Source organism: Erwinia sp. E_sp_B01_1 (genome assembly GCF_036865545.1).
GTDB lineage: Bacteria > Pseudomonadota > Gammaproteobacteria > Enterobacterales > Enterobacteriaceae > Erwinia.
The window spans coordinates 3,185,465-3,211,160 of record NZ_CP142208.1 but is presented as its reverse complement, the minus strand read 5'-3'; the positions used below and the strand labels follow the sequence as shown (position 1 = coordinate 3,211,160).

Genomic DNA, 25,696 nt, shown 5'->3' with positions numbered 1-25,696 from the left:
CACGCAGGATTATTTGACCTGCATACCCGGCTGAGCGCCGCTGTCGGCACCCAGGATAAACAGGTCTTTACCGCCAGGGCCTGCTGAAAGCACCATGCCTTCTGACACGCCAAAGCGCATCTTGCGGGGAGCCAGGTTAGCCACCACCACTGTCATACGGCCTTCCAGTACGGAAGGGTCCGGATAAGCAGCGCGGATACCGGAGAAGATCTGACGGGTCTCACCGCCCATATCCAGCACCAGACGCAGCAATTTGTCAGAGCCGTCGACCAGTTCCGCCGTTTTGATCAGCGCCACACGCATATCCACTTTGGCGAAATCATCAAAGTTGATGGTGTCGGCCACTGCATCATCACCTGCTGCACTGTTAGCTGCAGGCTTGCCCGCTGCCTTATCTTTTCCTGCACCCGCAACAGCCGTTTTACTCGCTGCCGCATCAGTGCCGGAACCGTTAGCGGCGGGCTGGTTAGCGACTGCCGCATCTTCTTTGGAAGCTTCGATCAGCGCATTCACTTTGTCCATCTCAATACGGCTGTAAAGCGCTTTGAAGGCGGTGATGGGGTGATCGAGCAGCGGCTGTTGGATGCCATCCCAGCTCAGTTCCACATTCAGGAACGCTTCAGTGCGTTCGGTCAGGGAAGGCAGGACCGGCTTCAGCCAGGTCATCAGCACGCGGAACATGTTGATGCCCATTGAGCAGATAGCCTGCAGGTCGGCGTCACGGCCTTCCTGTTTTGCCACCACCCAGGGAGCTTGTTCATCAACGTAGCGGTTTGCCACATCGGCCAGCGCCATGATTTCACGCACCGCACGCCCAAACTCACGGCTGCTCCAGGCTTCGCCAATGCTGGCTGACGCATCGGTGAAGGTTTTATACAGCGCAGGATCGGCCAGCTCAGCAGAGAGTTTGCCGTCGAAGCGCTTGTTGATAAACCCGGCGTTACGTGAGGCGAGGTTAACCACTTTGTTAACGATGTCGGCATTCACGCGCTGTACGAAATCTTCCAGATTCAGGTCGATGTCGTCGATGCGCGAAGAGAGCTTGGCAGCGTAGTAGTAGCGCAGGCTGTCGGCATCCAGATGCTGTAACCAGGTGCTGGCTTTGATGAAGGTGCCGCGCGATTTGGACATTTTCGCGCCGTTAACCGTGACATAACCATGCACGAACAGGTTGGTCGGCTTACGGAAGTTGCTGCCTTCCAGCATTGCTGGCCAGAACAGACTGTGGAAATAGACGATGTCTTTGCCAATGAAGTGGTAAAGGTCGGCGTCTGAATCTTTTTTCCAGAAATCATCGAAATTGATGTCGCCACGCTTGTCGCACAGGTTCTTGAACGAGCCCATATAACCGATAGGCGCATCCAGCCAGACGTAGAAATATTTGCCGGGCGCACCTGGAATTTCAAAGCCGAAGTAAGGCGCATCACGGGAGATATCCCACTGATTCAGGCCTGATTCAAACCACTCCTGCATCTTATTGGCAACCTGCTCCTGAAGCGCACCAGAACGGGTCCAGGCCCTGAGCATTTCACTGAACTCAGGCAGGTCGAAGAAGAAGTGCTCAGAGTCACGCATTACCGGCGTGGCGCCTGATACCACGGACTGAGGATTGATCAGCTCGGTCGGGCTGTAGGTTGCGCCACACACTTCACAGTTGTCACCGTACTGGTCAGGCGACTTACATTTCGGGCAGGTGCCTTTAACAAAACGATCCGGCAGGAACATGCCTTTTTCCGGGTCGTACAGCTGAGAAATGGTGCGGTTCTTGATGAAGCCATTCTCTTTCAGACGGGTATAGATCAGCTCGGAAAGCTCGCGGTTCTCATCGCTGTGCGTGGAGTGATAGTTGTCATAGCTGATGTCAAAACCGGCAAAGTCGGTCTGATGTTCCTGACTCATCTCAGCAATCATCTGCTCGGGAGCCACGCCCATCTGCTGAGCTTTCAGCATGATTGGCGTACCGTGTGCATCGTCCGCACAGATGAAGTAAACCTGATTGCCGCGCATTCGCTGGTAACGGACCCAAATATCTGCCTGGATATGCTCGAGCATGTGGCCGAGATGAATGGAACCGTTGGCGTACGGCAGTGCGCACGTTACCAATATTTTTTTCGCGACTTGAGTCATAGTGAGACTTGCTATACCTGTTTAAATAGGGGGAATAGATGGTAACCGAAAGGCTGTCCCTGCGTAAACATTCCCGCGATCTCACCCCCGTTTTTACCGTGCATTTCACGCAGCTCCAGCCACATCTGGTATGCTTTACCTCATCAGATCCCACAATGAAAACAAGGAGCCGGGATGAGATCACCCTCCCAAAGTCACCATTCACCGGAAGCGCTGCGTGCGATGGTAATGGGCGTTTTGACCACATTTGAACACCCGACACTGCAGCATAATCTCACCACCCTGAAGGCGATGCACCACTGCGCGATGATGGATAACACGCTGCACATCGACCTGATTATGCCATTTGCCTGGGTTAGCGGGTTCGAAGCGCTGAAGGAAGCGGCCAGCGCTGAGTTGCTTCGCCTGACCGGGGCCACGGCTATCAGCTGGCGGCTGAGCCATGATATCGCGACGCTGAAGCGCGTGAAAAATCATCCGGGCGTCAGCGGAGTAAAAAATATTATTGCCGTCAGTTCCGGTAAGGGTGGGGTAGGGAAATCCAGCACCGCAGTGAATATGGCGCTGGCGCTGGTGGCTGAAGGAGCGAAAGTTGGGCTGCTGGATGCGGATATTTATGGCCCGTCGATCCCCGATATGCTGGGCACGCGTGATGAGCGCCCCACGTCGCCGGATGGCACTCATATGGCACCGATTATGGCTCATGGCCTGGCAACGAACTCAATCGGCTACCTTGTCACCGAGGATAATGCCATGGTCTGGCGCGGGCCGATGGCCAGCAAGGCGCTGATGCAGTTACTGAATGAGACGATGTGGCCTGAGCTGGATTATCTGGTGCTGGATATGCCGCCCGGAACCGGAGATATTCAGCTAACGCTGGCGCAAAGCGTGCCGGTAACCGGTGCCGTTGTGGTGACCACCCCGCAGGACATCGCGCTGGCTGATGCCCGCAAAGGGATTGTGATGTTTGAGAAAGTGAACGTACCGGTGCTGGGCGTGGTGGAAAATATGAGCATGCATATTTGCAGCCATTGTGGTCATCTTGAAGCGATTTTTGGCAGCGGTGGGGCGGAGAAGCTGGCAGAACAGTACCATACCCGTCTGCTGAGCCAGCTTCCGTTGCATATTACGCTGCGTGAAGACCTGGATGATGGCCAGCCTACGGTTGTGCGTCGTCCGGAGAGTGAATTCACTGATATGTACCGCCAGCTGGCTGGAGCAGTGGCTGCAGAGCTCTACTGGCAGGGCGAGGTCATTCCTGACGATATCGCCTTCCGCGCAGTATAATTTTGCTTTTCTCCCGGTGTCACCGCCGGGAGAGTGGCTGCTCAGCGCACCAGATGCATCAGCCAGTACTCGCCGTGTTCGCTTTCGCCGTCGGAAATGATCTTCCAGCCATGCTGTTGATAAAACGCCACGGCCTGTTTATTGGCCTTCATGCATTTCAGGGCGCCGGTAGACGTAAAGTCTGCCTGCACGGCTTTCAGTAACAGACTGCCAACACCTTTTCCCTGCCAGTCAGGATCAACAAACAGGCTGTGAAGGAAGTTGTCGTTGGGCAAAACGGCGGCGAACCCGACGCGGTGTCCGTCATCTTCAGCTACCAGAACGCGCTCACCCAGCGTAACCCGATCGAAATCCTCCAGCCTCCAGCTTTCGCTCTCCAGCCAGTGCCAGTTAGCTTTTCGGCAGGCCAGGAACAGCGTGCGCAGGAAAGGGCGATCGGCTTCGGTAAATGGCCGGACTTTCATGTATTTTCCCCACTGGCTTTTAAGACCGTTTTTGAAGCCTCTGAGGCTGTTACTGCAATAATGTCAGCGCTTTTTATCCGTAAGGCTTCGGCTGTTTTAACCTTTCCGGCTGGCGGTAGCTTTACCAAACCGGTTTAACATGGCGTTCGCCATCCAGGCCTGTCCCCCGGTAATCGTAGTCAATCTTTCCGGCTTCAAACAGCTGATCAAGCAGTCTGAAGTTATCGGGTGGGGTGACGTTGCAGCGGTGGTTAAGCGTGGTGTCCTGGATTGAAAACCCTTTGTCCCCGCGTGATATCTGTTTCAGGTATTGCAGCATCTTAAGTGCCGGCACACTGATGCCGTACTGTTCATTAAGCGGTCTGGTCATTCTCTGCCTTTTCTCCAACTGCGGGCACGCTCGCCCGATGACGCTATGCCCGGACTTTAGCAAAAAGCAGAAGAAGGGCAAGTCACAGCGTACCCAATTCAGCAACAAGGGGGACGAGCGTGTTATCACTGAGTTTGCGCAGGATTATTTCATATCGTCTGGATAGTCGTTGGCGTTCCCCTACATGGAGGACATTAATCAACGGTCAATGGGCAAGAACGGCGAGTTTAGGGGGGCTTATAGGAAGGTGGATACCCTGGATAGGGGTTGCAATCTCCTTATATGATGTGACTATGATCTCCCATAAAACTATCTGGCACTATAACCTTATTGTCCGGCCCGAGGACAGAATATGAAACCAATTGATGTTGCCATCCTTGAATTTGCGAGGGAGGAACTACGCTGTAAAGATTTGGAGAGAGATTCATCGCTTAGCACAGGTGAGCACCTTACAGTGAGTGAGGATGTCTATGAGCTCACCGATAAGTACGCGCAACATTTTAATGTTGATTGCAGCGCCATAAATTGGAGGCTGTATTTTCCCCTCCAGATATTACCTTTCTTACCTAACGGAATATTACCTGCCAGGTTGAAATCCGATCGACACAAAGCCGCCCCATTTACCATAAGGATGCTTATTGAGTCAGCTAAAGCAGGTCGATGGTTGTATGATTGACGCCGGGCAGATACTGAATTTGTAAGCGGACTTTAGCAAAAAACAGAAGAAGGGCAAGTCACAGCGTACAGGAGGGAAGATATCCGGCCTGTTGTGGTAGATATTTACAAGCCCTGTCTCTCTCTATAGTATGGCCGGCAGACATAAGGGACTCAGTCCCTTGTGCGTAAGCGTTAACGTCAACCAACGCACTTTTTTGCAGGCTTTTCCTGCTTATTGTGCGGTGTATTTAATGACTCAGCTTCACACGCCTCTGGCGCGTACCTCATTGGCTTCCAATACCTGGTTTTTTCTTTTCATCATCCTTTTGACCGCCGCAAATCTGCGGGCACCGATCACGTCCACGGGTCCCGTGCTCAGGGATATCTGCGCGACCTTTGATCTCAACCCCTCCGCTGCTGGTTTGCTTAACTTCATTCCTTTAATGCTTTTTGCCGCTGTTGCTCCATTAGCTTCGTGGGGCGGTAACAAAATTGGCCTGGAAAAAGGGTTGTGGGGCGCTGTGTGTCTGGTGACTACAGGTTCCATACTCCGTATTTTGCCTTATGAGGCTGGATTATGGGCAGGCACAATCATACTCAGCACGGGTATCGCTGCAGCTAACGTATTGCTTCCCCCCTTGATAAAGCGTGATTTCAAAAACCACACCGCCAAATATATTGGGCTTTACGCCTCGACAATGGCGATTACGGCCAGTATTGCCTCAGGAGTGGCTGTACCGCTCCAGCAAATCAGTCCGGCTGGCTGGTCTCTGTCACTTGGCATCTGGATTGTGCCGGCATTTGTTGCAGCAATCGCGTGGATACCTTTACTTAAAAGCACGCCATCCGGGCATCTGAACGGGCATTCATCTTCTTCCGGAAAGTTAAAATCGCCCTGGAAGTCTCTGCTGGGCTGGCAGGTTTCCTTATTTATGGCTCTTCAGTCGATGGCATTTTACACCCTGATCGACTGGTTTACTCCCTACGCTCAGTCTGAAGGGATAAGTCAGGAAAGCGCGGGCTGGCTTCTGTTTGTCTATCAGGCCGTCGCTGTTATTTCCAATATGGTCAGTATTGCCGTTCTGAAGAAGCTTAATGACCAGCGGCTTATCAGTTTTATTGCCTCTCTGGCCATCTTTATCGGGCTGCTGGGCCTGCTGGTCTCTCCTGCCATGTCATTGCTCTGGCTTGTCATCGCGGGTTCAGGTGCCGGAGCCTCAATGGTCACCTGTCTGTCACTTTTCAATTTGCGTGCCGCAGATCATCGTCAGGCGGCTCAGCTTTCAGGCATGGCGCAATGCGTTGGCTATGGCGTTGCGGCATTGGGACCCCTGCTTTTTGGTATGCTGCATCAATACAGCCAAAGCTGGTCGCTGCCTTTAGCCATGCTGCTGGGGGCAAACGCTTTGCAGTTGATTGTGGCACCGCTGGCGGGCAGAGCGAGGCAGATTGGCTGATATCGCCAGTTAACGGAAAATGAACGGAATTTCATTACTCTTTATGCAGGCGGAATTATCCAGCCTGCAGGTCGGTGAACCGCAACCCGACGGTTTCTTTGATTAATGAACAGCGCTTAAATGTCACGCGGATACAAATACCATCTTTCCAGTTTGACTGGTGCTTCCCTTGCCGTTGATAGAGTTTTGACAGAACAGATTGTCAATGATGAGCATAAGCTTGTTACCCGTGCTGAGCTTGATAAAATCTTGTATAAGTTCCGGAACGGTGATTATGAGGAAGCTACACGCATCCCTAAAATTGCGCCGATTGTACGCAGACTTGCGGGACAAGCCGTCAACGGTAAGGAACAAGCATTCCCGGCCCGCTCTGGTTTTGATTTTTACACCAATTAAGCAGGTCATGGAGGCAGTAGAGGGGCTTCCTAAGCGTGTTGTGCAGCCGCACCGTTCTATGACTATTGAGCACCTGTTAGCTTGTAACGATATCCCTGAGGATCAGCTACTGGGAATGGAAGCCATCCACAAACATTTGAAAATTTAAAAGGGTCTTTTCAAGGTCTATTTGATCGACGATATGGATATTCTTTCCAAATTACCTACAAATGGTGTTTCTGCTATTGCTCATTTGCAGCAGGTCATAGGGCATGAAAAATCAGGCTCTGGCATCACTTAACGTTATATGCACACTTTTCCGTTATCAAGTGTGTGCTACATCATTGATGGTCTGAATTGGCTTTAACTTAAAGCCGGAGTAAGTATGTAGTAAGAAAATGTTTAAACTTGCTTTTTAGGGCATGTTTAATCTTGATGATTCAGCCTCGCTCGTAGGCGTTACGTTTAATGGGCGTTATGGATTCTATGGGATCTCACCAACTTGCTTGAAAACAAAAAAAGCCATCATAAGCTGGCTTAACCAATCAAAGGGACATTGGCATGGATACGACTGAAGAGCTTAACGAGACATACTTCTATGCGGGAAGGCCCAACCTGGAAGCTAATGAACTGTTATTTATGATTTTCTGTGAAGAGTTTGCCGAACAAGTTGGTGTAAATGACTTTGGATCTATTGTTGCCATTATTTCAGGACTCAATATCCTCTCAACAAGAGGGAAATTTGCAAGAGCAACCCCAGGAACTTCTCTTGCCTCTCGTGGTGCGCGAAAAGCATTTCCTAAAGCAAAATTTCCCTGGGGAATAGAACTTCCTTCAGTCGTCGGTGGCTATCCTCCACGGACTCTTAGGGTTGTCATGACCCATAAGGTTAGTACTTTTATTGGTCGTGCTATCCCGGTAGTAGGTTGGCTCCTTCTTTCAAAGGACGTCGCTGAAATAACTTATCGTACAATTACACATTACAATTCTGTTGCTCGTGGGATGGATAAAATATGGTGACGGAAACCGACGTATTAGAATTTTTCAGAGCGGAATTATCTGTACCTGTTTCGTGGAAAAATGGAAGAATTATACTCGAGATGGATACAGTCCTACAGGACTATTCCGAGTTAGATGAACTTCCATATGCCATAGACGATTACAGCGAGAAATTCAGCGTTGATATTTCGACAATGAATATCCAGGCATACTATCCCTCAGTAGAAGCTTCACTATTCCGTAGGTTGTTCAAAAGAAGCCAGATTAATGAAGAGATAAATCAGATCAGAAAGCCGCTGACTGTAAGGATGTTTGCTGAGTCCGCCAAGTCTGGCAAATGGCTGTATGATTAATTCTCATCGGTATCAAATTGGACAATCCCGGCTGGCTGGCACCTCAATTGACCTGCTCCCCGTTGATTAGTACACCTGAGTGAGGATTTGAGGATCGGAATAGGGAAACTCTCTTCATGAATTTTTATGATTTCCTAAATGTCAGAAGAGTACGTTTCTGACGAGACATGAGCATCCTGGTAAGGTGTGCTCATTCTGGACAGTGATGAAGTCGTGCTCTTCATTTGTTGGTGGTATCCCCAATGGGGCTAAATAGCGGTTATTATAAAAAAATAGTTCAATAAGATTTATCCTGGTAGTAGGATGGAAGCATACAAACACAAACGAAAAAAATCATGAAAAGACTACTGATAGCATTGGCCCTAATTGGGAGTTCATTCAGCGCATCTGCCACTGACGGCAACGAGTTATACAAGTGGAGATTGTCTTACCAAGACAAAAGTGGGAGTAATTTCGAAGCGGGTATGTATATTGGATTCATAGGTGGAGTAACTGGCATCTTCACTGACGAAATATTTTGTATTCCAGAAGGAACTTTAAATCGCCAAGTTTACGACATTGTACTTTTGTATCTACAAAATAACCCAAAAGATAGGACGAAGTCAGGAAGTTCCTTGGTGCTTACCGCACTTCATAACGCCTACCCTTGTCAAAAAAACAAATAATTAACTAATAATTCCATTAAAAATCTTGGTCTGAGGCAAAGAACAGACATAATCCCCTTTTGCTTGAGGTATTTATGATAGATAAGTGCAAATTATGCTTGAAACTAAATAACTTACGGCAATCACACATTATCCCAAGAAGTTATTTTAAGCGGTTAAAGCAGAATGGAAAGCTAATATTGGTACGAAATGGTAAGCATTCTGTAGAAGGAAATCTTGATCCTAAAGAACCTATGCTTTGCCATGATTGTGAACAGTATCTATGTAATACTTTCGAAAAATACGGGATTGATGTCTTAAGAAATAGAAAAGAAGTGAGAAAAAATAGTGACCACATAATAATACGTTCTTTCAACTATGAAAAATATTACCTCTACCTTCTTAGTATACTATGGCGCGCTTCTATAGCTGAACACCTGCATTATAGAAATGTTGTAGGAGAGCGAAATCTTGATGATGCATTGCGACATTGCATACTGAAAAACTCATTAAGATTCAATAAGTTAATTAGGTTGAGGATTGATCATTTTATCAAGATTTGCTTGTTTCGGATTGTCGATAAAACAAATACCTTCAACGATGAACTCATTCGAGCCATTTTAAGTAATTTTTCTCAAACGAATGAGGAAAGTATAGATGGCATAATTTGGCATTTTATCGCAGATGGTTTTTTAATTATTTATGCTTTCGCGCCAGGCAAAGATGTTTATGATATGATGACTAAAAGATTTAATTCACAGTTAGTCAAAGGTAGTCATCAAAAAGTAATGAAAATGGAAATCATGGATAATCAGATATTGCTAAGTGCGTTTGGTAATTTGGTCAAAGCTGTAGATGATAAAATTAAGAGTCAGTGTTAAAAGTCATCGTGTTGAGGCAGGGAGCTGACTTTGCCACTTTTACATGCTCACTTCTTCTAGCGTTTTCATACACACAAATCTTACCATCTGGCACTTCTGACCTGCCCCCAGGATTAGATACAAGGCTCAGTTAGTAATGTCGGATCCTTCACTCTCAGAATTACCCTTTCTCCAGCCCGCTGCAAATTCAGACGGCGTCTGATAATTCAGCGTGGAGTGCGGGCGATATTCGTTATAATCCTGACGCCATTCACTGATGGTTTTCATGGCATGACTGACGTCACTGAACCAGTGTTCATTCAGGCATTCATCGCGAAAGCGTCCGTTAAAACTCTCAATAAATCCGTTCTGTGTCGGCTTGCCGGGCTGGATAAGTCGCAGCTCCACGCCATGCTCAAAGGCCCATTGATCGAGCGCGCGGCAGGTAAATTTCGGGCCCTGATCGGTTCTTATCGTAGCCGGATAGCCACGAAACAGCGCAATACTGTCCAGAATATGCGTGACCTGCACACCTGAAATCCCAAAGGCAACAGTGACCGTCAGGCATTCCTTCGTGAAGTCATCCACGCAAGTAAGGCACTTGATCCTGCGACCGGTGGCCAGTGCGTCCATGACGAAATCCATCGACCAGGTCAGATTGGGCGCCGCCGGGCGGAGCAGCGGCAGACGTTCTGCTGCCAGCCCTTTACGACGTCGTCTGCGTTTTACGCCCAGCCCGCTCAGATGATAAAGGCGGTACACGCGCTTGTGATTAACATGAAGCCCTTCACGGCGCAGCAGCTGCCAGATGCGGCGGTAGCCAAAACGCCTGCGCTCCAGGGCCAGCTCAGTGATGCGCCCTGATAAATGCGCATCAGCAAGTGAACGATGAGCGTCATAGCGGCAGGTCGACAGGGACAAACCTGTGAGTCTGCAGGCTCGACGTTGCGACAGACCGGTCGCATCACACATCAACACCACAGCTTCCCGCTTCTGGTCTGTCGTCAGTACTTTCGCCCAAGAGCCATCTGTAGCGCCTCCTTATCCAGCATGGCTTCGGCAAGCAGCTTCTTGAGTCTGGCGTTTTCTTCCTCAAGCGACTTCAGGCGCTTAACCTCAGGCACCTCCATACCGCCATACTTCTTACGCCATGTGTAAAAAGTGGCGTCGGAAATGGCATGCCTGCGGCAGAGTTCACGGGCAGAAACCCCGGCTTCAGCCTCGCGGAGAATACTGATGATCTGTTGGTCGGAAAAACGCTTCTTCATGGGGATGTCCTCATGTGGCTTATGAAGACATTACTAACATCGGGGTGTGTTAATCAACGGGGAGCAGGTCAAGTCTGAACAAGTACACAGCAGACGTTACTGGAATTAAATAAGGCGGGTTTCCCCGCCTTAAGATCACTTACGGCTTTTGTTGGATTGTGCAAGAACACTAGCAGCAAGCTGTTTTGTTAACGCAGCAGAGTTTGGGTTTTTAAGTGCAGCAGATGCTATATGTTCCATGGGGCCACTAGTTTGGTTTGTAGAGCTAGCCTGTGACAACGCAGAACCTGCAAGAGCTTTTTGTATAGCTGATGCGTTAGGGTTATGTAGAGTTTTAGCAGCCACTGAAGCCAAGCTACCACCGGTTTTTTTTGTATTGTTGCTTATGATAAAACTCCTTTGTAGAGGTATTGAATTTTACACATATAGTGCCGATAACCTTCGGTAAACACTACATGTAGTGTTAATGCTAGATTTTTAATCAGTGAACGGCAATGCCTTTTTGCTTTAAGGGTGTATAAATTCACAGTGGATTTGTCTTAAGGTTATTTCATCTTAGATAAGTGAACTAAACAGAATGTTATCTGGACAATTAACCCGCTGCGTGCGGGTTTTTTATTGCATGCTGGATAATCCCTCTGTGAGGTTAAAGGTGGGGTAAAGAGTGAGGTAAGTGGTGGGGTATACAGGCATTATCTTTTCCGGCGATCAAGAAGGCGATGCGGTCAGGCGAGCTTGCTTTGCAAGCACCACTTCCCTATGCTGCTGGCTTGAGAGTATGACTCGGGGTGCCCTTCCTTCCAAAGAAAGGGCTGAGAAAAACCCGTTGAACCTGAACTGGATAATGCCAGCGGAGGGAAGTCAGATGCCTGACCGCATCGCCTTCTTGATCGCCGGTTGGGAGCCTTACCATGAACCAACCTCACCCCTTTACGGCCGCTGATGCCGCTGTTTCTCTTCAATCCTTTCGTGAAAAATCTCCCCTGATCCATTGCATGACCAACGATGTGGTACAGACCTTTACTGCTAATGTCCTGTTGGCACTTGGCGCTTCTCCTGCGATGGTTATTGATACGCAGGAAGCGGAGCAGTTCAGTACGATAGCCGATGCGCTATTGATTAACGTAGGAACGCTGACCCGATCGCGCAGTCAGGCGATGCTGGCGGCAGTTAAATCTGCCAGTCTTTCACAGCGCCCCTGGACTCTGGATCCCGTTGCCGTAGGGCCACTGACTTTCCGCACTGAATTCTGCCAGCAGCTGCTCGAACAGCGTCCTGCGGCGATACGCGGCAATGCTTCGGAGATTATGGCGCTGGCAAGGCAGTCCGCTTCAGGCCGTGGCGTGGACAGCCTGCACGACTCTTCGGCAGCGCTGGAAGCCGCCAACATTCTGGCAAAATCTACGGGCGCTGTTGTTGCCGTCACCGGGGAAACGGATTATGTCACTGATGGCCATCGAACGCTGGCGATCCCCGGAGGCTCAGAGTTAATGACGCGCGTGGTCGGAACCGGCTGCGCACTTTCTGCGGTTGTGGCTGGTTTTGCTGCGCTACCCGGTGACAGATTAGTGCATGTTGCCAGCGCCTGTCGGGTGATGAGCCTGGCAGGAGAGAGAGCGGCAAACGTGGCGGCGGGACCAGGCAGTTTTGTAGCGCTGTTCCTTGATGCGCTCTTTAATGGGGGGGCTAAGGCATGAAGCGCATCAACGCACTGACCATTGCCGGTACCGATCCAAGTGGCGGGGCCGGTATCCAGGCCGATCTGAAAACTTTCTCCGCCCTGGGCGCATACGGTACCAGCGTGATTACCGCGCTGGTGGCGCAGAACACCACAGGCGTGCAGTCGGTATACCGGATTGAGCCTGATTTTGTCGCGGCACAGTTAACCTCCGTTCTGAGTGATGTGCGTATCGACAGCGTGAAAATCGGTATGCTGGCAGAGAGCGACATTGTTGAAGCTGTGGCGGCAGGCCTGAAGCAGGCACAGGTGCCCTGGATCGTGCTTGATACGGTGATGCTGGCAAAAAGTGGCGATCCTCTCCTCTCACCACAAGCCGTAGCGACACTTCGTGAACGTCTGCTTCCACAAGTGTCGCTGATTACCCCTAATCTGCCGGAAGCGGCAGCGCTGCTGGAGTGTGATATGGCCGACAGCGAAGAGGAGATGCGCCGTCAGGGAAGGGCTTTACTGCAGTTGGGCTGCAAGGCGGTGCTGATGAAAGGCGGCCATCTCAGCGACGTGGAAAGCCCGGACTGGTTGTTAACGTCACGGCTTGAGCAACGTTTCACTGCGCCCAGGGTACCAACCAGAAATACCCACGGCACTGGTTGTACACTTTCCGCTGCGCTGGCAGCACTCCGTCCCCGGCAGGATAACTGGGTGGCAACGGTGCAGGAAGCGAAAAGCTGGTTACAGGGAGCACTTGAGCAGGCGGATTCGCTGGAAGTCGGTCACGGGCACGGCCCGGTGCACCATTTTCACCAGTGGTGGTGAAATCGTAAAATGAACCGGTCTGGCGATGAGTCATCGCCAGAAAAAGGGGCATAACGGGTCTCTACGCCCGCAATCTCAAAAAGTGCAACGTGATAAATTTGGGCATACTCATAGTGATTTTTAACCGGTGGTGTGCTTTGCATCCTGAATCGATCTTTCTAAGCCAGTTCAAATCTATCGCGCAACAGACAGGGGCAGAACCCCGTGAAAAGATTAATGAGCTGGCGATACTGCTTTCTGAAAACAACGCTTTCCTTGATGACAGCAGCGAAACGGTTGAGATGATAAACTCGCTTTCTGATTCGATTGAAAACGATTTCTCACCTGCTTCTCTTCTTTCACTAAAACCAGGCCTGTTTAATTTCTGGAAAAAGCTGTTGCTGAGCAAGAAAATGGACGTTTTCTTTATTGGCAGTGAAGAACATGCCTCTTACTTCTTTGAGATGCTGGATAAGGAGAGTCTGGGGGATATCTTTTATATAAAGGTTGAGAAAGGGCAGAAGATTAACGTTGAAAGTTTTCTGCAGCCGTTAAATAACAGCAGTCATCCGGTGATCGTTTACGATCATGGCGCAGAGTCGGTCAGGGAGCTGGTGGAAACGAAGCATGTGGTGTTAATGGCTGACTTCCAGCAGGTTATGATGTTAAAGGCTTTGCCCTTCTCTGACAGGCAGGATGCTTTAATTTCGTTTTTACAGCATAAGCATAACCAGACCCTCGCAAAAAAATCTCCCACGTTGATTATGGGAAGTTCATACGGTTATTACGCATTCCCGCAACAATGTCTGAATAAAGCCGTGAATCTATCAATGCACAGCCTGGATCTGCGTCAGGCACAGGCAATGATGAATCATTATGCCAGTAATAAAAAAACCAAAACCATTGTTCTGATGTCAGGTTACTTCGATCTGTTCTATGAGTTATATAAAACTCATGATCAGGATAATATCCTTGCTTTGCATATTCTGAATCATTATAACCACAAAAATGATATCACCCCCTGTAATGCTATAACTGCAGATTTTCTGACCGGGAGTGATGAAGCCTTACTGGCCTATTTTTTGCCAGTGATAAAAAATAACGCGCGACTGACAGCGTTCTATCGGGTTCTGGATAATGTGGATAGTCTCAAACGCGTAAGTGAAAACCTGGAAGGACAAATTGTTGATGCTTCTTCAATGGAACCATCATTATATGTCGAGACTTCCAAAGCTCGTGCGTTGCGCCACAGCAAATCTTATAAGTACAAAAGCAGTAAAGAGGTGAATGAAACTCTTCTGCGTGAAATGTGTGACGTTGCCCGGGAAAAAGGGATCCGTATCCACTATGTTATCCCGCCGTTCCCTCAGGCCTATATGCAGGGGATCGAACCGGGCATGGTTGCTGAGAGCCGTGCTTTCCTGAAAAGCCTGGAAAATTACCATTTCACTTTGCATGATTTTAATGAGGATAAACCCTTTAACCGCACAGAGTTTCGTGATGGAGACCATCTCAACTATCACGGAGCGGTAAAAGTCGTTAAAGCTTTGAAGAAAAAGGGACTGATGCTTTAGCGCACGAAAATGCCAGTCTGACAAGGTGAAAAGGCACCATCACCCAACGGGAATGCCGGTTTTTTTATGCACTTTTTACTGGGATCGTTCTGAAAAATGGAGTCAGCAATTTGCCTTAATGTTGGGAAAGGGTCCACGCTGTGGGGGTCAGAAATCTTTCATAGCAGGCGTTACTGCCTGCTGGTTTCACCTCATACAGGAGTTAACATGACGGACATCGTACAGTTATTGGGCGACGAAGCGGCCACTCTTCTGCAACATCGCTGCATGACCATTCCAGCGGAAAGCCTTTACTTACCGGGCGCGGATTATGTCGATCGGGTGATGATCGATAACAACCGTTCTCCTGCCGTGTTACGCAATATGCAAACGCTCTATAACACCGGGCGTCTGGCTGGCACCGGGTATCTCTCTATTCTTCCGGTGGATCAGGGCGTGGAACACTCCGCAGGCGCTTCTTTTGCCGCTAATCCGCTCTACTTTGATCCGAAGAATATTGTCGAGCTGGCTATCGAGTCCGGCTGTAACTGTGTCGCTTCCACCTATGGCGTGCTGGCTTCCGTTTCCCGCCGCTATGCTCACCGCATTCCCTTCATGGTCAAACTGAACCATAACGAAACCCTCAGCTATCCCACGCAGTACGATCAGACGATGTACGCCAGCGTGGAGCAGGCCTTTAATCTGGGCGCGGTTGCGGTAGGTGCAACAATCTATTTCGGTTCTGAACAGTCCCGCCGTCAGTTGGAAGAGATCTCCGCTGCTTTTGAGCGGGCGCACGAACTGGGGATGGTGACTGTTCTGTGGGCTTATCTACGCAATAACGACTTCAAAAAAGAGGGCGTTGACTATCATGCCAGCGCCGATCTGACCGGTCAGGCTAATCATCTGGCAGCGACCATTGGTGCAGATATTGTTAAGCAGAAAATGGCGGAGAATAACGGCGGTTATAATGCGGTGAAATTTGGCTCCACGGATGAGCGCGTTTACAGCAAGCTGACCACCGACAATCCCATCGATCTGGTCCGTTATCAGCTGGCAAACTGCTATATGGGCAGGGCAGGGCTGATCAATTCCGGTGGCGCATCTGCCGGCGAAACCGACACGGCTGAATCTGTCCGTACCGCCGTAATCAACAAGCGTGCTGGTGGAATGGGCCTGATTCTGGGACGTAAAGCCTTTAAGAAATCGATGAAGGAGGGCGTGGCTTTGATTAATTCGGTACAGGATGTTTATCTGGCGAAAGAGGTCACTATCGCCTGACTGATAACTCTGAAGCAGGAGGCTGTTCGTTCTCCTGCCTGTAACGGATTCCAACAACCTTAACGGGTTGGGGGGATCCCCTGAACCAGGTCATCTAACTTTTTATGGATTAAATGCATTTGCTGAGAATTGTGCTTTGCGGCCCCTTTCGCACCAAACATATCCGCATGATCAATCATGGTAAGGATGACCAGAGCCGGAAATTCTTCGTTATCACGGGGCTCAAAAGAAACAACCAGCAAAGGGTCGTGTTCGTTTATATCATCGAGAACACGAGTATGATGGAGACCTATATACAATGGAACAAGGCTTCCATCGCTTTTAAAATGGGACTCTTTAATCCAGCCGTAATGATGAGGCTCACCCTGAGAATAAACCCAGACTTCTCCCGTTTTTGTCCATATTTGTTGAAGTTCGTCGATATCCTGAAAATAGGAAAGGACAACCTCACTGTTGAAACCATACTCAGCACTGATAGTTGTAAACAAGGCACTGGTTTCAACGCACGAAATCCTTTCCCTTCTGGCCATGGTTTTTTCCTTCAACCTTACGATTGTCATCCATTCCTAAAACATCTTTCATAAATTGTGTACGGCGCTGATCGTAAGAATCCCCTACAATTCGCACTGTTCCAGCTTTGCGGGCTTTTTCCAACATGCCTGACAGATTTTCAGCATTTACCGGGGTAGGTTTCATACATCCTCCTGTGTATTTACTGTTCAATAATACCATATGAACAAACCTCTGTAAGAGACTTAGTTTCATCAGCTGATTATGGTAAAGAGCAATTGAAACCCGGCAGTGGGCATATTTTCCCCTATGTGATTATTTTGTTACAAACTATACTCATGCTAACTACTTTCCCCACGCGTTACAACAGATAAAATACCCTTCTTTGCACACCCTAAAGCCCCAGAATTCAACATGAAGTGGTTATCCAAAAATGCGTTGATGTTTGCCGTGAAAACCTGCGTGGCAGCATTTTTAGCGCTCTATATCGCACTGGAACTGAACCTGGATAAGCCGGCCTGGGCTATGGTGTCGGTGTACGTTATCTCCCAGCTTTACTCGGCCTCAACCCTGTCAAAAGCGCTGTTCCGCTTTCTGGGTACGGTGCTGGGCGGCATATTCATCTTTCTGATTTATCCCGTCACCGTCACGCATCCCATGCTGTTCAGCCTGTGCGTGTCGCTTTGGGTTGCTGGCTGCCTCTCTCTTTCCCTGCATGACCGCACGCCCAAAAGCTACATATTTATGCTGGCAGGCTACAGCGCGGCCATTATGGGCTTTGCCGATGTCACCACGCCGCTCTCGATCACCTATACGGTTATTTCCCGTATTGAGGAGATCACCGTGGCGATCGTCTGTAGCAGTCTGGTGCATATGCTGGTCTTCCCGGTCCGGATGCGTAATCTGCTGGAGAACAGCGTCGGAAACTGGTTTGAAAGCGCGAAAAACGTTTGTAACGAACTGCTGACCGCCGAATCCAAAGCAAGCACGCCGGAGCGCGATCAGATCCTGGTGCAGATGGCTAATTATCCCACCGCTGTGGAAGCGCTGATTACCCACTGTGTCTACGAGGGGGATGCCGCGCGAAAACTGATCCGGCTGGTCAGTGCTCAGTACCAGCACCTCTCCTATCTGATCCCTACGCTGACGGCGATTGAAAAGCGTCTGAGCCTGCTAGCAGAGCAGGGTATCCCTTTCCCCGATTTTGTTGCTGACGCTTTCAGCCGCTTCCTGGTCTGGCTCAACAGCCCGGAGCAAAGCGGACAGGCACAGGCAACTGAAGCTGATATCAGCGCTTCGCAGGAAAAAATTAAATCCCTTTATGCCAGCGGGGAAATGAGTGCGGAAGAGGGGCTGCTGCTGATTGGCCTGCTGGAGCGGTTACTCAATTTTATCCGCATTGCGGACTCTTATTTCGGAGCCAGGGAGCGTGTCAGCCTGCTGGGGCCGGAAAAGAAACGCGGCACGCTCAGGCTAATCAGAAAACATGCGGACAGAGGGCTGATCCTGCTCTCCGCGTTTACGGCTTTTACCGCCACTATGCTGGGCTGTCTGTTCTGGATCGGCACGGGCTGGAAAGATGGTTCCTCAACACCGATGATTGCCGCCGTAGTCTGTTCATTTTTTGCCGCGCTGGACAGCCCGGTTGCCTCGATGAAAGTCTTTCTGAAAGGCGTGCTGATCGCCATCCTGATCAGCATTCTTTATGTCGGGCTGCTGATCCCGATGACGGTGAGTTTTGAATCGCTGATTATCTGCCTGGCGCCAGGCCTGTTAGCGTTAGGGCTGGTGATTGCCAACCCTTCAACCAACTTTATCGGACTGATTATTTCGACCCAGATCCCGGGATTCATCGGCATGACTCACGATCTCAAGCCGGATCTGCTGACCATTATTAATGCTTCGATCGCTACCATAGTAGGAGTCTTGCTGGCGGTGATCGTCACGGCGATTTTGCGTAATAAAAGACCAGCCTGGTCAGCCCGGCGCGTTTTACGTAAGGGAATCAAAGAGCTGTTACAGTTTACCGGTGAAATAAAAATCAATGCTTCTTCACTTCTGTCGCGCCAGCAGTATGTTGCCAGGATGATCGATAAAATTAATATTATTCTGCCGCGCAACAAAATAGATCCAACGCCGGGCGTGGCGCTGGGGGGGAATTTGATTACGGAAATCTGGCTTGGCGTGAACTGTTACGACTTTTTCGCCCGGCACCAGGCGGTGATTAAAGATCACCGTCTGGAGACGGATGCAGTCATGTTTGAGATAAATTCGTACTTTAAAAAGCGGCTGAAGAATATTTATCTGGAGCCGCCCGCATCACTGCTCAGCGAGCTGGATCGCTTACTGCTGGCGACTGAAACCTTGTGTCGCGGAGATATGGCCCTGTTCAGGCCACTTTTTTATCTGTTCAACATTCGCATGGCGCTCTACCCGGCGCAGAGATGGCCGGATCTATAGCGGTTTTTCAAACCATTCGCTGTTCTGTTCGGCGATTGGCGTGATGGAGAAAATCATCTCCTGCAGATGGCGGCGCAGGGCTTTCTCTGCACGCTCCACATCGCGGGCTACCAGAGCCTGATAGATCTCGCGATGCTGCTCGATCAGACTTTCAGGCGGAGAAACTTTGCTCAGGGTCAGGAACCGTACGCGATCCATCGCCGCCTTGATATTTTCTACCGTCTCCCAGGCTAACTCACAGTTGATGCTCTGGGCAATCAGCCGGTGGAACTCATCATCCAGCAGCAGAAAGGCCTGGCTGTCATGGCGGTCAGCCGCCATTTTTTGCAGTTGAAGATTATGCTCAAGCTGGGCAAGAGAGTCTGCCGGGGCTTCCAGTGCGGCACGACGGATAACGGCCACTTCCACGGCTTCACGGATAAAACGGCCATCTGCGACCCGCTGGGCAGAGATTTTGCGGACAAAAGTTCCGCGCTGCGGTAAAACCTGAACCAGACCGGCTTCGGCTAATTTAATGAAAGCTTCACGGACCGGCTGCCGGGAGACGCTGAAGCGAGCGGAGACCTCTTTTTCAGACAGCAGCGAACCTGGCGGGATCGCACAGGTCACAATATCCTGACGCAGAAAGCGATAAATCTGCTGATTTACCGGCTCGCTGGCCGTAATGATGTAGGCTGTAGACATTCAGTATTATCCCTATACCCTTCATACTTCGTCTGTGGAAGCCTCAGTCTAAACAGGGCGCTGACGGTTCGCCAGCGCTTATTCACTCGGCCAGCGCCAGTTTCACCGTCTCTTTTGCACCTTTTACCAGTAAAAGCTGATAAAAGTGGGTTACCTGGGCAACAAAGGCGGGTTCCGCAGCCAGATCCTCACCAAACACCGCTTTGATTGACAGCAGGGCAGCAACGCGCGCTTCCCCTTCCGGCGTTTCTGCAACACGTTGAGCAAGTTGCTCACGCATCGGATCGCGAATCTCAATCGCTTCTCCCTGTTCATCCACGCCGCCAACATAGCGCATCCAGCCCGCCACGCCCAGCGCCAGTAATCTGTAGCTGCCGCCATGTTGCAGATGCCAGCGAATGCTGTCCAGCCAGCGCTGGGGCAGCTTCTGGGTGCCGTCATTAGCAATCTGTCCGGTACGGTGTTTGATCGCCAGATTCTCATAGCGCGCAATCAGCGAATCAGCATAGGCAGCCAGATCCACATTAGCGTGCAGCGTGGGGGCCTGCTCCTCCATCATCAGTTGCCGTGCGGCCTGGCGGTAGTGCTCATCGGCCATGCAGTCGCTGATATGCTGGTAACCGGCCAGATAGCCAAGATAGGCCAGGAAGGAGTGGCTGCCGTTGAGCATACGCAGCTTCATCTCTTCAAACGGCAGGACATCGCTGACCAGCTCTGCCCCGGCTTTTTCCCATTCCGGACGGCCGCTGACAAAGTTATCTTCAATCACCCACTGCAGGAAAGGTTCACAGGCCACGCTGACCGGATCGTCACAGCCCAGTTTTTCACGCAGTGCGGCGTGGGTTTCAGCGGTCATTGCCGGGACAATACGGTCCACCATAGTGGAAGGGAAGGTCACATTTTCGGTAATCCAGCCAGCCAGATCGCTGTCCAGCTTTTCAGCCAGGCCAGTCACGACATTGCGCGTCACGCGGCCATTTTCAGGCATGTTATCGCAGGACATGACGCTGAAGGGGGCTAAGCCGCGTTCGCGACGGCGTACAATCCCGGCAAGGATAATGCCAGGCAGGGAAGAGGGCGCTTCGGGGTTAGCGATGTCATGCACAATGGCCGGGTGGTGCAGATCCAGCCTGCCGCTGGAAGGCTCATAGCAGTAGCCTTTTTCGGTAACGGTCATTGAAACGATAGCCACATCCGGCTGGGCCAGCGCCTCAATCACCGCATCAATGCCGTCAGACTTTCCGTGCAGGGCTTCTTTCACTACGCCAATGACCCGCAGCGACATCCGATCGCCGCTCATCTCCGCCACGGAATAGCAGCAGTCCTGCTGCTTCAGCGCCTGAATCAGTTCACCGCTGTTAAGGTTTACTTCGCAATAGCCCCAGTCGCTGCCCTGCTCGCTGGCAAGCCTGTCGCTGCATACTGCCTGATGTGCCCGATGGAAAGCGCCAAATCCAATATGAACCATACGGGTGCGGAGCTTCTCACGAGGGTAATCAGGACGGACAACGTCCGGGGAGAGAGAATCAAACGAAAGCATAGACAATCCTTTCTTTTAAATGGCGCGCACCTGGTGCGCGCTTTGTTTCACACTGAAACCGCTTTGTTTTGCGTCTTCGGACTTTTAATAACAAAGAACACCAGCAGCGCACCCAGTGCGGCCACACCCCCCGCCAGCACAAAGGCGCTGTCGAATTTGCCGGTGTGATGCACGATATAGCCAGTGACAATCGGGCCGACAATCCCTGAAAGGCTGCCGATCAGATGGATAAACCCGCTGATGCCACCCACGCGGCTTTTATGCACCACGTCCTGAATAATGGCCCAGTAAATGGCGCCGGTGATATACAGGAAGAAAATCGAAACGGACATCAGAGCAACTGCCGGATAGACCCCTTTTACCGAACCTGCCAGCGCAACACAAATAGCGGCGGCGAGTAGCGAGACCACCAGCACAATTTTTCGTGAAAGCAGCAGCTTACCGGTAATGTTGAAAATCTTATCCGAAATCCATCCCCCCAGCGCCAGACCCACAAAGCCGACGATCCACGGGATCATGGTGGTAATACTCATCGATTTGATATCGAGGTTGTGCGCCTGAACCAGATAGGCCGGGAACCAGCTCAGGAAGAAGAACAGAATATAGTTGTAGCAGAAGAAGGCGAAGGCGGTGACCAGGATAATCGGCTGGCGCAGATAGAAGCCCAGCCCGTGCGAGGCCTGTGCCAGCTCTTCATCCGGCGTGGTCTGCTCTTCTTTCAGGCGGGCGATCAGCAGGCGCTCTTCTTCACTGACGCGACGGCTTTTCAGCGGGTTGTCAGAGGCGATAAAGAACCAGACCACCATCCAGACGATACCCACAGAACAGATGATCACAAACGCCGGACGCCAGCCAAATGCCAGGGCCAGATAGCCGATGATTGGGCCAGCAACAGCGCCGCCTAAAGGAGAACCGGCACTCAGGAAGCCCATAGCGGTAGCGGCCTGTTTTTTGGGGAACCAGCCGTTGATGGCTTTGTTAGCGGAGGCGCAGATGGGGCCTTCGGCCATGCCGAACAGCACGCGTAAAATCAGCATCGACCAGAAACCTGTCGCTACCGCAGTCAGGCCGCAGAACAGGGACCACATTCCCACGGCGATGCCCATCACCAGTGTCGGACCATATTTGTCCGTCGCCAGGCCGCCAAGGAAGTTAAAGATGGCGTAGCCAAAGAAGAAGCTGCCGAAGATCAGGCCAAACTGCTCGGCGTTCAGCATCAGATCTTTTTCGATCATCGGTACGGTCAGCGAGAGGGCAACACGATCGAGATAGTTGATCATGTAGACCATAAACAGCAGAAGTACGATAGTCCAACGCAGATTTTTGAACATAGTAATTCCTTGATTACATTTATAATAAGTAGGGTATTGCCTGCCAGTATTACCCTGGCAGCGGTCAGTTATTCCCTGGCCGGAAGGCCCTGGCAGTAGTACGTTATCCGGCGGCAAGTGTGGCCCTGGCAGGGAAAAGTTATGCCACGGCCAGAATGACCTTACAGCAGCTTCGTGGATCTTTTTCGAACAGTGTCATCGCCTGCTCAATGTCGCTGAGCGGCAGGTAGTGGGTCACCAGTTTCTCCGGGTGGATTAGCCCCTGTTCCATCCAGCTGATGACTTCAGGGAAGCGGTGGCTGTTCAGGCGTGAGGTAAACAGGGAGAGCTCCTTGCTGGTAAGGCTTTGTTGCGTCAGCGTGCAGGGCTCGCCCGAGAAGCCAAGCAGGCCGATACGCCCGGCAGGTGAGGCCAGTACAGCGGCTTCAGCCAGAATTGACGGGTGGCAGGCAGCATCAATGATCAGCGTCGGCATCTCCCCTTCAAGCTGTGCCGCCAGCGGGATCTCACTGTTATCCAGCACCACATCCGCCCCGCTGGCTTTGGCCATTGCAAGGCGTTCAGGCAGACGGTCAGCCACAATAACTTTGCGTACGTTATAGACGCCTTTCAGCACCTGAATGGCGGTCAGCCCCATCGGGCCGGAGCCGTAAATCAGCGCCACATCTTCAGGCTGAGGCTTCAGAAAAGCGGTGATATTGGCTGCGATGGTAAAAGGCTCGACCAGGCTTGCCAGCTTGTCCGGGATGGATTCCGGCAGGTGATAAGCATTGGCAGCTGGTGCTACCGCGTACTGGCTGAATCCGCCATCACGATGCACGCCAATAACCTGCAACTCACTACAAACGTTAGGGCGGCCAATCGAACAGGGATAGCAGTGACCGCAGCTTACCACCGGATCAACAGCAACACGTTCACCTATGCGGGCTGCATCCACGCCTTCACCTACTGCGTCAATCCGGCCAAAAAACTCATGGCCGATCACGCGGGGATAGCGGGCAAAGGGGTTATGGCCGTGCCAGATATGCACGTCAGATCCGCAGATGCTGGCATACTGAACTTTCACGCGAACTTCGCCTGCCTCTGGGGTCAGTTCCGGGCGCTCCTGTACCTGCAATTCTCCGGGACGTTCAATCACGACGCTTTTCATTCTTTTCTCCTGGTCGCCCTGAACAGGGCCTTAAACAAACCTGATGCTCAAAAAATACGCCTTGGCGTACTACCATACAAGTTGATTGCGGCGAATGTTCGACCCGGATCACATTTGTATTAGAGGTTATGGGGTTGTTAAGGATGTGTATAGGAGAAGTTGAACACCAGGTTCATAGGTAAGGCGTCAGCATGGAGCACGTTATCCGGGACGCCGTAAATACGTCCATGTAGGCTTAGCTGCCGCATCCGTGCGGCAGATACCCGGCTAACGTGCTCCATTCTGCCACCCAAAAGTTTCTGTGATGCTGGTGGGTTCAGTGGATACACAGGTCAAGGGAGCAGGGCAACAGATTCTGTGCTGCCACCCCATTATCAGGTGAGGATATTGGAAGGAGTTGAGGGTAAAGGGTGCAAACCCAGATTACCTGCACCTGGATTTTGACCTGTGTGACCCCCACGAAAACAGGCGACGCAGAAGCTAGCGGGAAGGGAGAGAGGGCTGATAAGCAAAGCGTCCCGGCACATGGACGTGCCGGGCCGAGCTGTCAGGGACGACGCTTTTTGCGTCTTTGTGTTCAGCCCACTCTTCCTGACCAGGCACCGGAATTAAAGACAAAACACTCTGACCAGGCACCAGATTCAAAGACAATATGCCTTCCAAACACTCTGACCAGGCACCAGAACATGCAGAGAGCTTACTGGCCTTCCAGTCCATATTCCTGTGAGATTAAGCCAGCAACGCACATGAAGGCGGTAACCGACAGCTCAGAGCATTCGGGAGAATCTCAATCCGGAAAGAAGTGCCGCTCAGCGGTTCGCCATCAAGATTAAACGTCATCTCATGCGGTGCGGTGATTTCCAGCCACGGCAGGGAAGCGCGGGTGATATTTGGATTTTCATCATCGCCACCAATCACGGAATTCAACAATGTAGGCAGGATCTCATTGGAGGTGACAATGCTCAGCTCAAGCATGCCATCATTGATCAGCGCCGTCGGACAAAGCCGCTGTCCGCCACCTGCCTGACGCCCGTTGCCAATTCCGATGACCAGCGCATCACCCTTCCAGCTGAAATCGGGGCCTTTCAGCTCGCAGCTGTCGGCCTTCAGCGTATCCATGCGCATCAGCCCGTGAATAAAGTAAGAAACGCCACCCAGCGCTGACTTCAGCTTTTCCGGCGTTTCGGTAGTGATACGGGTACCAAAACCGCCGGTCGCCATATTAATAAAATAACGATCCTGATTCACACGGGCGATATCAACAGGTGTGGCTTTACCAACAATCGCCAGGCGCAGCGCATTTTCCATCTCTTCCGGAATGCCGGCGCTGGTGGCGAAATCATTGGCAGTGCCCAGCGGCACAATACCCAGCACCGGACGATGAGCCTCGTCCAGCACCGCAAGGGCCGTGGCTATCTCATTAATGGTGCCATCGCCACCCCCAGCCACCACGGTTGCAGCCTGTAACTCAACGGCTTCTTTCACGTAACGCTCGCCATCGCCCTGTTCCCAGGTGACGCGCACTTCTATCGGATAACCTTCCTCACGCAGCTTGAAGATGGCTTCCCGCAGGGCTTCATTACCCGCCCCTTTACCGTTAAGAATCGCCAGCGTAATTGGCCGTGTGTCCATATCTCTGTTCCCGTGAGTTCTGGCCCGTTCAGGCCGAAAGTGGTTCTGTTATAGCATATCCTGCCGCAGGGAGAAGAAGACAGGGGGAAGAGTCGGAAAAGAAAAGCCCGTCCGGGGGAGCCGGGCGGGCCAAGGAGGTGGTTCCTGATAATGATTGCCGTTTCGAATTCTCGTTTTTAGCAAGGCAGATTTTAACCAGAAAACGCACAAGGTTATGTGAT

The 25,696-nt window shown here is 51.0% G+C and carries 24 protein-coding genes, 1 pseudogene and 1 riboswitch; of the genes and pseudogenes, 13 read left to right on the top strand and 12 right to left on the bottom strand.

Translation table 11 applies throughout. The features are described 5' to 3' along the window. Positions 1-9 precede the first annotated feature (9 nt). Positions 10-2,127 (bottom strand): methionine--tRNA ligase, encoded by a 2,118-nt coding sequence (metG, locus tag VRC33_RS15165; RefSeq protein WP_338576760.1) that lies wholly within the window; start codon positions 2,125-2,127, stop codon positions 10-12. 174 nt (positions 2,128-2,301) lie between these two features. Here metG and apbC point away from each other — a divergent pair, with 174 nt between their 5' ends. Further along, on the top strand, positions 2,302-3,414 hold the full coding sequence (gene apbC, locus VRC33_RS15160; RefSeq protein ID WP_338557152.1) for an iron-sulfur cluster carrier protein ApbC: 1,113 nt from the start codon (positions 2,302-2,304) through the stop codon (positions 3,412-3,414). A gap of 41 nt (positions 3,415-3,455) precedes the next feature. Here apbC and VRC33_RS15155 read toward each other — a convergent pair whose 3' ends face one another. Next, positions 3,456-3,878 (bottom strand): GNAT family N-acetyltransferase, encoded by a 423-nt coding sequence (locus tag VRC33_RS15155; protein WP_338557151.1) that lies wholly within the window; start codon positions 3,876-3,878, stop codon positions 3,456-3,458. A gap of 121 nt (positions 3,879-3,999) precedes the next feature. Further along, complete coding sequence (locus VRC33_RS15150) at positions 4,000-4,248, bottom strand: hypothetical protein (protein WP_338557150.1); 249 nt, start codon at positions 4,246-4,248, stop codon at positions 4,000-4,002. A 352-nt stretch (positions 4,249-4,600) separates the two neighbouring features. On the opposite strand from VRC33_RS15150, the gene VRC33_RS15145 reads away from it, so the two are divergent. From VRC33_RS15145 to VRC33_RS15115, 7 genes and pseudogenes are all read left to right on the top strand, one after another. Further along, the gene (locus VRC33_RS15145; protein WP_338557149.1) at positions 4,601-4,924 is read left to right on the top strand and encodes a DUF1493 family protein; all 324 of its coding nucleotides are present in this window, start codon (positions 4,601-4,603) and stop codon (positions 4,922-4,924) included. Between the two features lie 232 nt (positions 4,925-5,156). Next, on the top strand, positions 5,157-6,362 hold the full coding sequence (locus VRC33_RS15140) for an MFS transporter (RefSeq protein ID WP_338557148.1): 1,206 nt from the start codon (positions 5,157-5,159) through the stop codon (positions 6,360-6,362). A gap of 120 nt (positions 6,363-6,482) precedes the next feature. After that, positions 6,483-6,758, top strand: a complete 276-nt coding sequence (locus tag VRC33_RS15135; protein WP_338557147.1) for a hypothetical protein — start codon at positions 6,483-6,485, stop codon at positions 6,756-6,758. Further along, positions 6,754-7,104: pseudogene (locus VRC33_RS15130) on the top strand (hypothetical protein); the annotation flags it as partial. The gene VRC33_RS15135 and the pseudogene VRC33_RS15130, both read left to right, overlap by 5 nt. A gap of 194 nt (positions 7,105-7,298) precedes the next feature. Next, complete coding sequence (locus tag VRC33_RS15125; protein WP_338557146.1) at positions 7,299-7,757, top strand: hypothetical protein; 459 nt, start codon at positions 7,299-7,301, stop codon at positions 7,755-7,757. Beyond that, positions 7,751-8,089 carry a DUF1493 family protein gene (locus VRC33_RS15120; protein WP_338557145.1) on the top strand — a complete coding sequence of 113 codons (339 nt, stop codon included), beginning with the start codon at positions 7,751-7,753 and terminating at the stop codon, positions 8,087-8,089. Before VRC33_RS15125 ends, VRC33_RS15120 begins: the two co-directional genes overlap by 7 nt. 844 nt (positions 8,090-8,933) lie before the next feature. Continuing rightward, positions 8,934-9,614, top strand: a complete 681-nt coding sequence (locus VRC33_RS15115; protein ID WP_338557144.1) for a hypothetical protein — start codon at positions 8,934-8,936, stop codon at positions 9,612-9,614. A gap of 126 nt (positions 9,615-9,740) precedes the next feature. Here VRC33_RS15115 and VRC33_RS15110 read toward each other — a convergent pair. Together VRC33_RS15110 and VRC33_RS15105 are read right to left on the bottom strand one after the other, a co-directional pair. Further along, positions 9,741-10,861 (bottom strand): IS3 family transposase gene (locus VRC33_RS15110; protein ID WP_338557143.1). Its coding sequence is split into 2 segments (ribosomal slippage): positions 9,741-10,603 and positions 10,603-10,861, totalling 1,122 coding nucleotides; the frame shifts between segments, so codons are not numbered across the junction. A gap of 135 nt (positions 10,862-10,996) precedes the next feature. Continuing rightward, the gene (locus VRC33_RS15105; protein ID WP_338564307.1) at positions 10,997-11,248 is read right to left on the bottom strand and encodes a hypothetical protein; all 252 of its coding nucleotides are present in this window, start codon (positions 11,246-11,248) and stop codon (positions 10,997-10,999) included. Positions 11,249-11,635: 387 nt separating this feature from the next. Further along, positions 11,636-11,737: riboswitch (TPP riboswitch) on the top strand. 35 nt (positions 11,738-11,772) lie between these two features. Between VRC33_RS15105 and thiM the strand changes: the two genes are divergently transcribed. The 4 genes from thiM to fbaB all read left to right on the top strand — a co-directional run bounded on the left by thiM (position 11,773) and on the right by fbaB (position 16,168). Further along, on the top strand, positions 11,773-12,558 hold the full coding sequence (thiM, locus tag VRC33_RS15100; RefSeq protein WP_338557142.1) for a hydroxyethylthiazole kinase: 786 nt from the start codon (positions 11,773-11,775) through the stop codon (positions 12,556-12,558). Continuing rightward, entirely contained in the window at positions 12,555-13,355 is an 801-nt protein-coding gene (gene thiD, locus VRC33_RS15095; RefSeq protein ID WP_338557141.1) for a bifunctional hydroxymethylpyrimidine kinase/phosphomethylpyrimidine kinase, read from the top strand. The genes thiM and thiD overlap by 4 nt, the downstream gene beginning before the upstream one ends. Positions 13,356-13,492: 137 nt before the next feature. Continuing rightward, positions 13,493-14,908 carry a hypothetical protein gene (locus tag VRC33_RS15090; protein WP_338557140.1) on the top strand — a complete coding sequence of 472 codons (1,416 nt, stop codon included), beginning with the start codon at positions 13,493-13,495 and terminating at the stop codon, positions 14,906-14,908. Between the two features lie 207 nt (positions 14,909-15,115). Continuing rightward, positions 15,116-16,168: a class I fructose-bisphosphate aldolase gene (fbaB, locus tag VRC33_RS15085; protein ID WP_338557139.1), complete on the top strand. Its 1,053-nt coding sequence runs from the start codon at positions 15,116-15,118 to the stop codon at positions 16,166-16,168. Positions 16,169-16,227: 59 nt separating this feature from the next. On the opposite strand, the gene VRC33_RS15080 is transcribed toward fbaB, so the two are convergent. Both VRC33_RS15080 and VRC33_RS15075 read right to left on the bottom strand, forming a co-directional pair. Beyond that, on the bottom strand, positions 16,228-16,698 hold the full coding sequence (locus tag VRC33_RS15080; RefSeq protein ID WP_338557138.1) for a hypothetical protein: 471 nt from the start codon (positions 16,696-16,698) through the stop codon (positions 16,228-16,230). Beyond that, the gene (locus tag VRC33_RS15075) at positions 16,667-16,864 is read right to left on the bottom strand and encodes a hypothetical protein (protein ID WP_338557137.1); all 198 of its coding nucleotides are present in this window, start codon (positions 16,862-16,864) and stop codon (positions 16,667-16,669) included. Before VRC33_RS15075 ends, VRC33_RS15080 begins: the two co-directional genes overlap by 32 nt. A gap of 228 nt (positions 16,865-17,092) precedes the next feature. Between VRC33_RS15075 and VRC33_RS15070 the strand changes: the two genes are divergently transcribed. Next, complete coding sequence (locus VRC33_RS15070; RefSeq protein ID WP_338567365.1) at positions 17,093-19,138, top strand: FUSC family protein; 2,046 nt, start codon at positions 17,093-17,095, stop codon at positions 19,136-19,138. On the opposite strand, the gene VRC33_RS15065 is transcribed toward VRC33_RS15070, so the two are convergent. From VRC33_RS15065 to yegS, 5 genes are all read right to left on the bottom strand, one after another. Further along, a complete protein-coding gene (locus VRC33_RS15065; protein ID WP_338557136.1) occupies positions 19,133-19,822 on the bottom strand; it encodes a GntR family transcriptional regulator in 690 nt (229 codons plus the stop codon). The two genes, VRC33_RS15070 and VRC33_RS15065, sit on opposite strands and share 6 nt — an antisense overlap. A gap of 82 nt (positions 19,823-19,904) precedes the next feature. After that, entirely contained in the window at positions 19,905-21,362 is a 1,458-nt protein-coding gene (locus VRC33_RS15060) for a mannitol dehydrogenase family protein (RefSeq protein ID WP_338557135.1), read from the bottom strand. 47 nt (positions 21,363-21,409) lie between these two features. Continuing rightward, positions 21,410-22,693 (bottom strand): MFS transporter, encoded by a 1,284-nt coding sequence (locus VRC33_RS15055; RefSeq protein WP_338557134.1) that lies wholly within the window; start codon positions 22,691-22,693, stop codon positions 21,410-21,412. A 139-nt stretch (positions 22,694-22,832) separates the two neighbouring features. Beyond that, the gene (locus VRC33_RS15050; protein ID WP_338557133.1) at positions 22,833-23,843 is read right to left on the bottom strand and encodes a Zn-dependent oxidoreductase; all 1,011 of its coding nucleotides are present in this window, start codon (positions 23,841-23,843) and stop codon (positions 22,833-22,835) included. Positions 23,844-24,572: 729 nt separating this feature from the next. After that, entirely contained in the window at positions 24,573-25,475 is a 903-nt protein-coding gene (yegS, locus tag VRC33_RS15045; RefSeq protein ID WP_338557132.1) for a lipid kinase YegS, read from the bottom strand. Positions 25,476-25,696 lie beyond the last annotated feature (221 nt).

Coding starts and splice junctions, on each gene's coding strand:
- metG (WP_338576760.1), bottom strand. CDS start 2,127: ATGACTCAAGTCGCGAAAAAAATATTGGTAACGTGCGCACTGCCGTAC.
- apbC (WP_338557152.1), top strand. CDS start 2,302: ATGAGATCACCCTCCCAAAGTCACCATTCACCGGAAGCGCTGCGTGCG.
- VRC33_RS15155 (WP_338557151.1), bottom strand. CDS start 3,878: ATGAAAGTCCGGCCATTTACCGAAGCCGATCGCCCTTTCCTGCGCACG.
- VRC33_RS15150 (WP_338557150.1), bottom strand. CDS start 4,248: ATGACCAGACCGCTTAATGAACAGTACGGCATCAGTGTGCCGGCACTT.
- VRC33_RS15145 (WP_338557149.1), top strand. CDS start 4,601: ATGAAACCAATTGATGTTGCCATCCTTGAATTTGCGAGGGAGGAACTA.
- VRC33_RS15140 (WP_338557148.1), top strand. CDS start 5,157: ATGACTCAGCTTCACACGCCTCTGGCGCGTACCTCATTGGCTTCCAAT.
- VRC33_RS15135 (WP_338557147.1), top strand. CDS start 6,483: ATGTCACGCGGATACAAATACCATCTTTCCAGTTTGACTGGTGCTTCC.
- VRC33_RS15125 (WP_338557146.1), top strand. CDS start 7,299: ATGGATACGACTGAAGAGCTTAACGAGACATACTTCTATGCGGGAAGG.
- VRC33_RS15120 (WP_338557145.1), top strand. CDS start 7,751: ATGGTGACGGAAACCGACGTATTAGAATTTTTCAGAGCGGAATTATCT.
- thiM (WP_338557142.1), top strand. CDS start 11,773: ATGAACCAACCTCACCCCTTTACGGCCGCTGATGCCGCTGTTTCTCTT.
- thiD (WP_338557141.1), top strand. CDS start 12,555: ATGAAGCGCATCAACGCACTGACCATTGCCGGTACCGATCCAAGTGGC.
- fbaB (WP_338557139.1), top strand. CDS start 15,116: ATGACGGACATCGTACAGTTATTGGGCGACGAAGCGGCCACTCTTCTG.
- VRC33_RS15080 (WP_338557138.1), bottom strand. CDS start 16,698: ATGGCCAGAAGGGAAAGGATTTCGTGCGTTGAAACCAGTGCCTTGTTT.
- VRC33_RS15075 (WP_338557137.1), bottom strand. CDS start 16,864: ATGAAACCTACCCCGGTAAATGCTGAAAATCTGTCAGGCATGTTGGAA.
- VRC33_RS15070 (WP_338567365.1), top strand. CDS start 17,093: ATGAAGTGGTTATCCAAAAATGCGTTGATGTTTGCCGTGAAAACCTGC.
- VRC33_RS15065 (WP_338557136.1), bottom strand. CDS start 19,822: ATGTCTACAGCCTACATCATTACGGCCAGCGAGCCGGTAAATCAGCAG.
- VRC33_RS15060 (WP_338557135.1), bottom strand. CDS start 21,362: ATGCTTTCGTTTGATTCTCTCTCCCCGGACGTTGTCCGTCCTGATTAC.
- VRC33_RS15055 (WP_338557134.1), bottom strand. CDS start 22,693: ATGTTCAAAAATCTGCGTTGGACTATCGTACTTCTGCTGTTTATGGTC.
- VRC33_RS15050 (WP_338557133.1), bottom strand. CDS start 23,843: ATGAAAAGCGTCGTGATTGAACGTCCCGGAGAATTGCAGGTACAGGAG.
- yegS (WP_338557132.1), bottom strand. CDS start 25,475: ATGGACACACGGCCAATTACGCTGGCGATTCTTAACGGTAAAGGGGCG.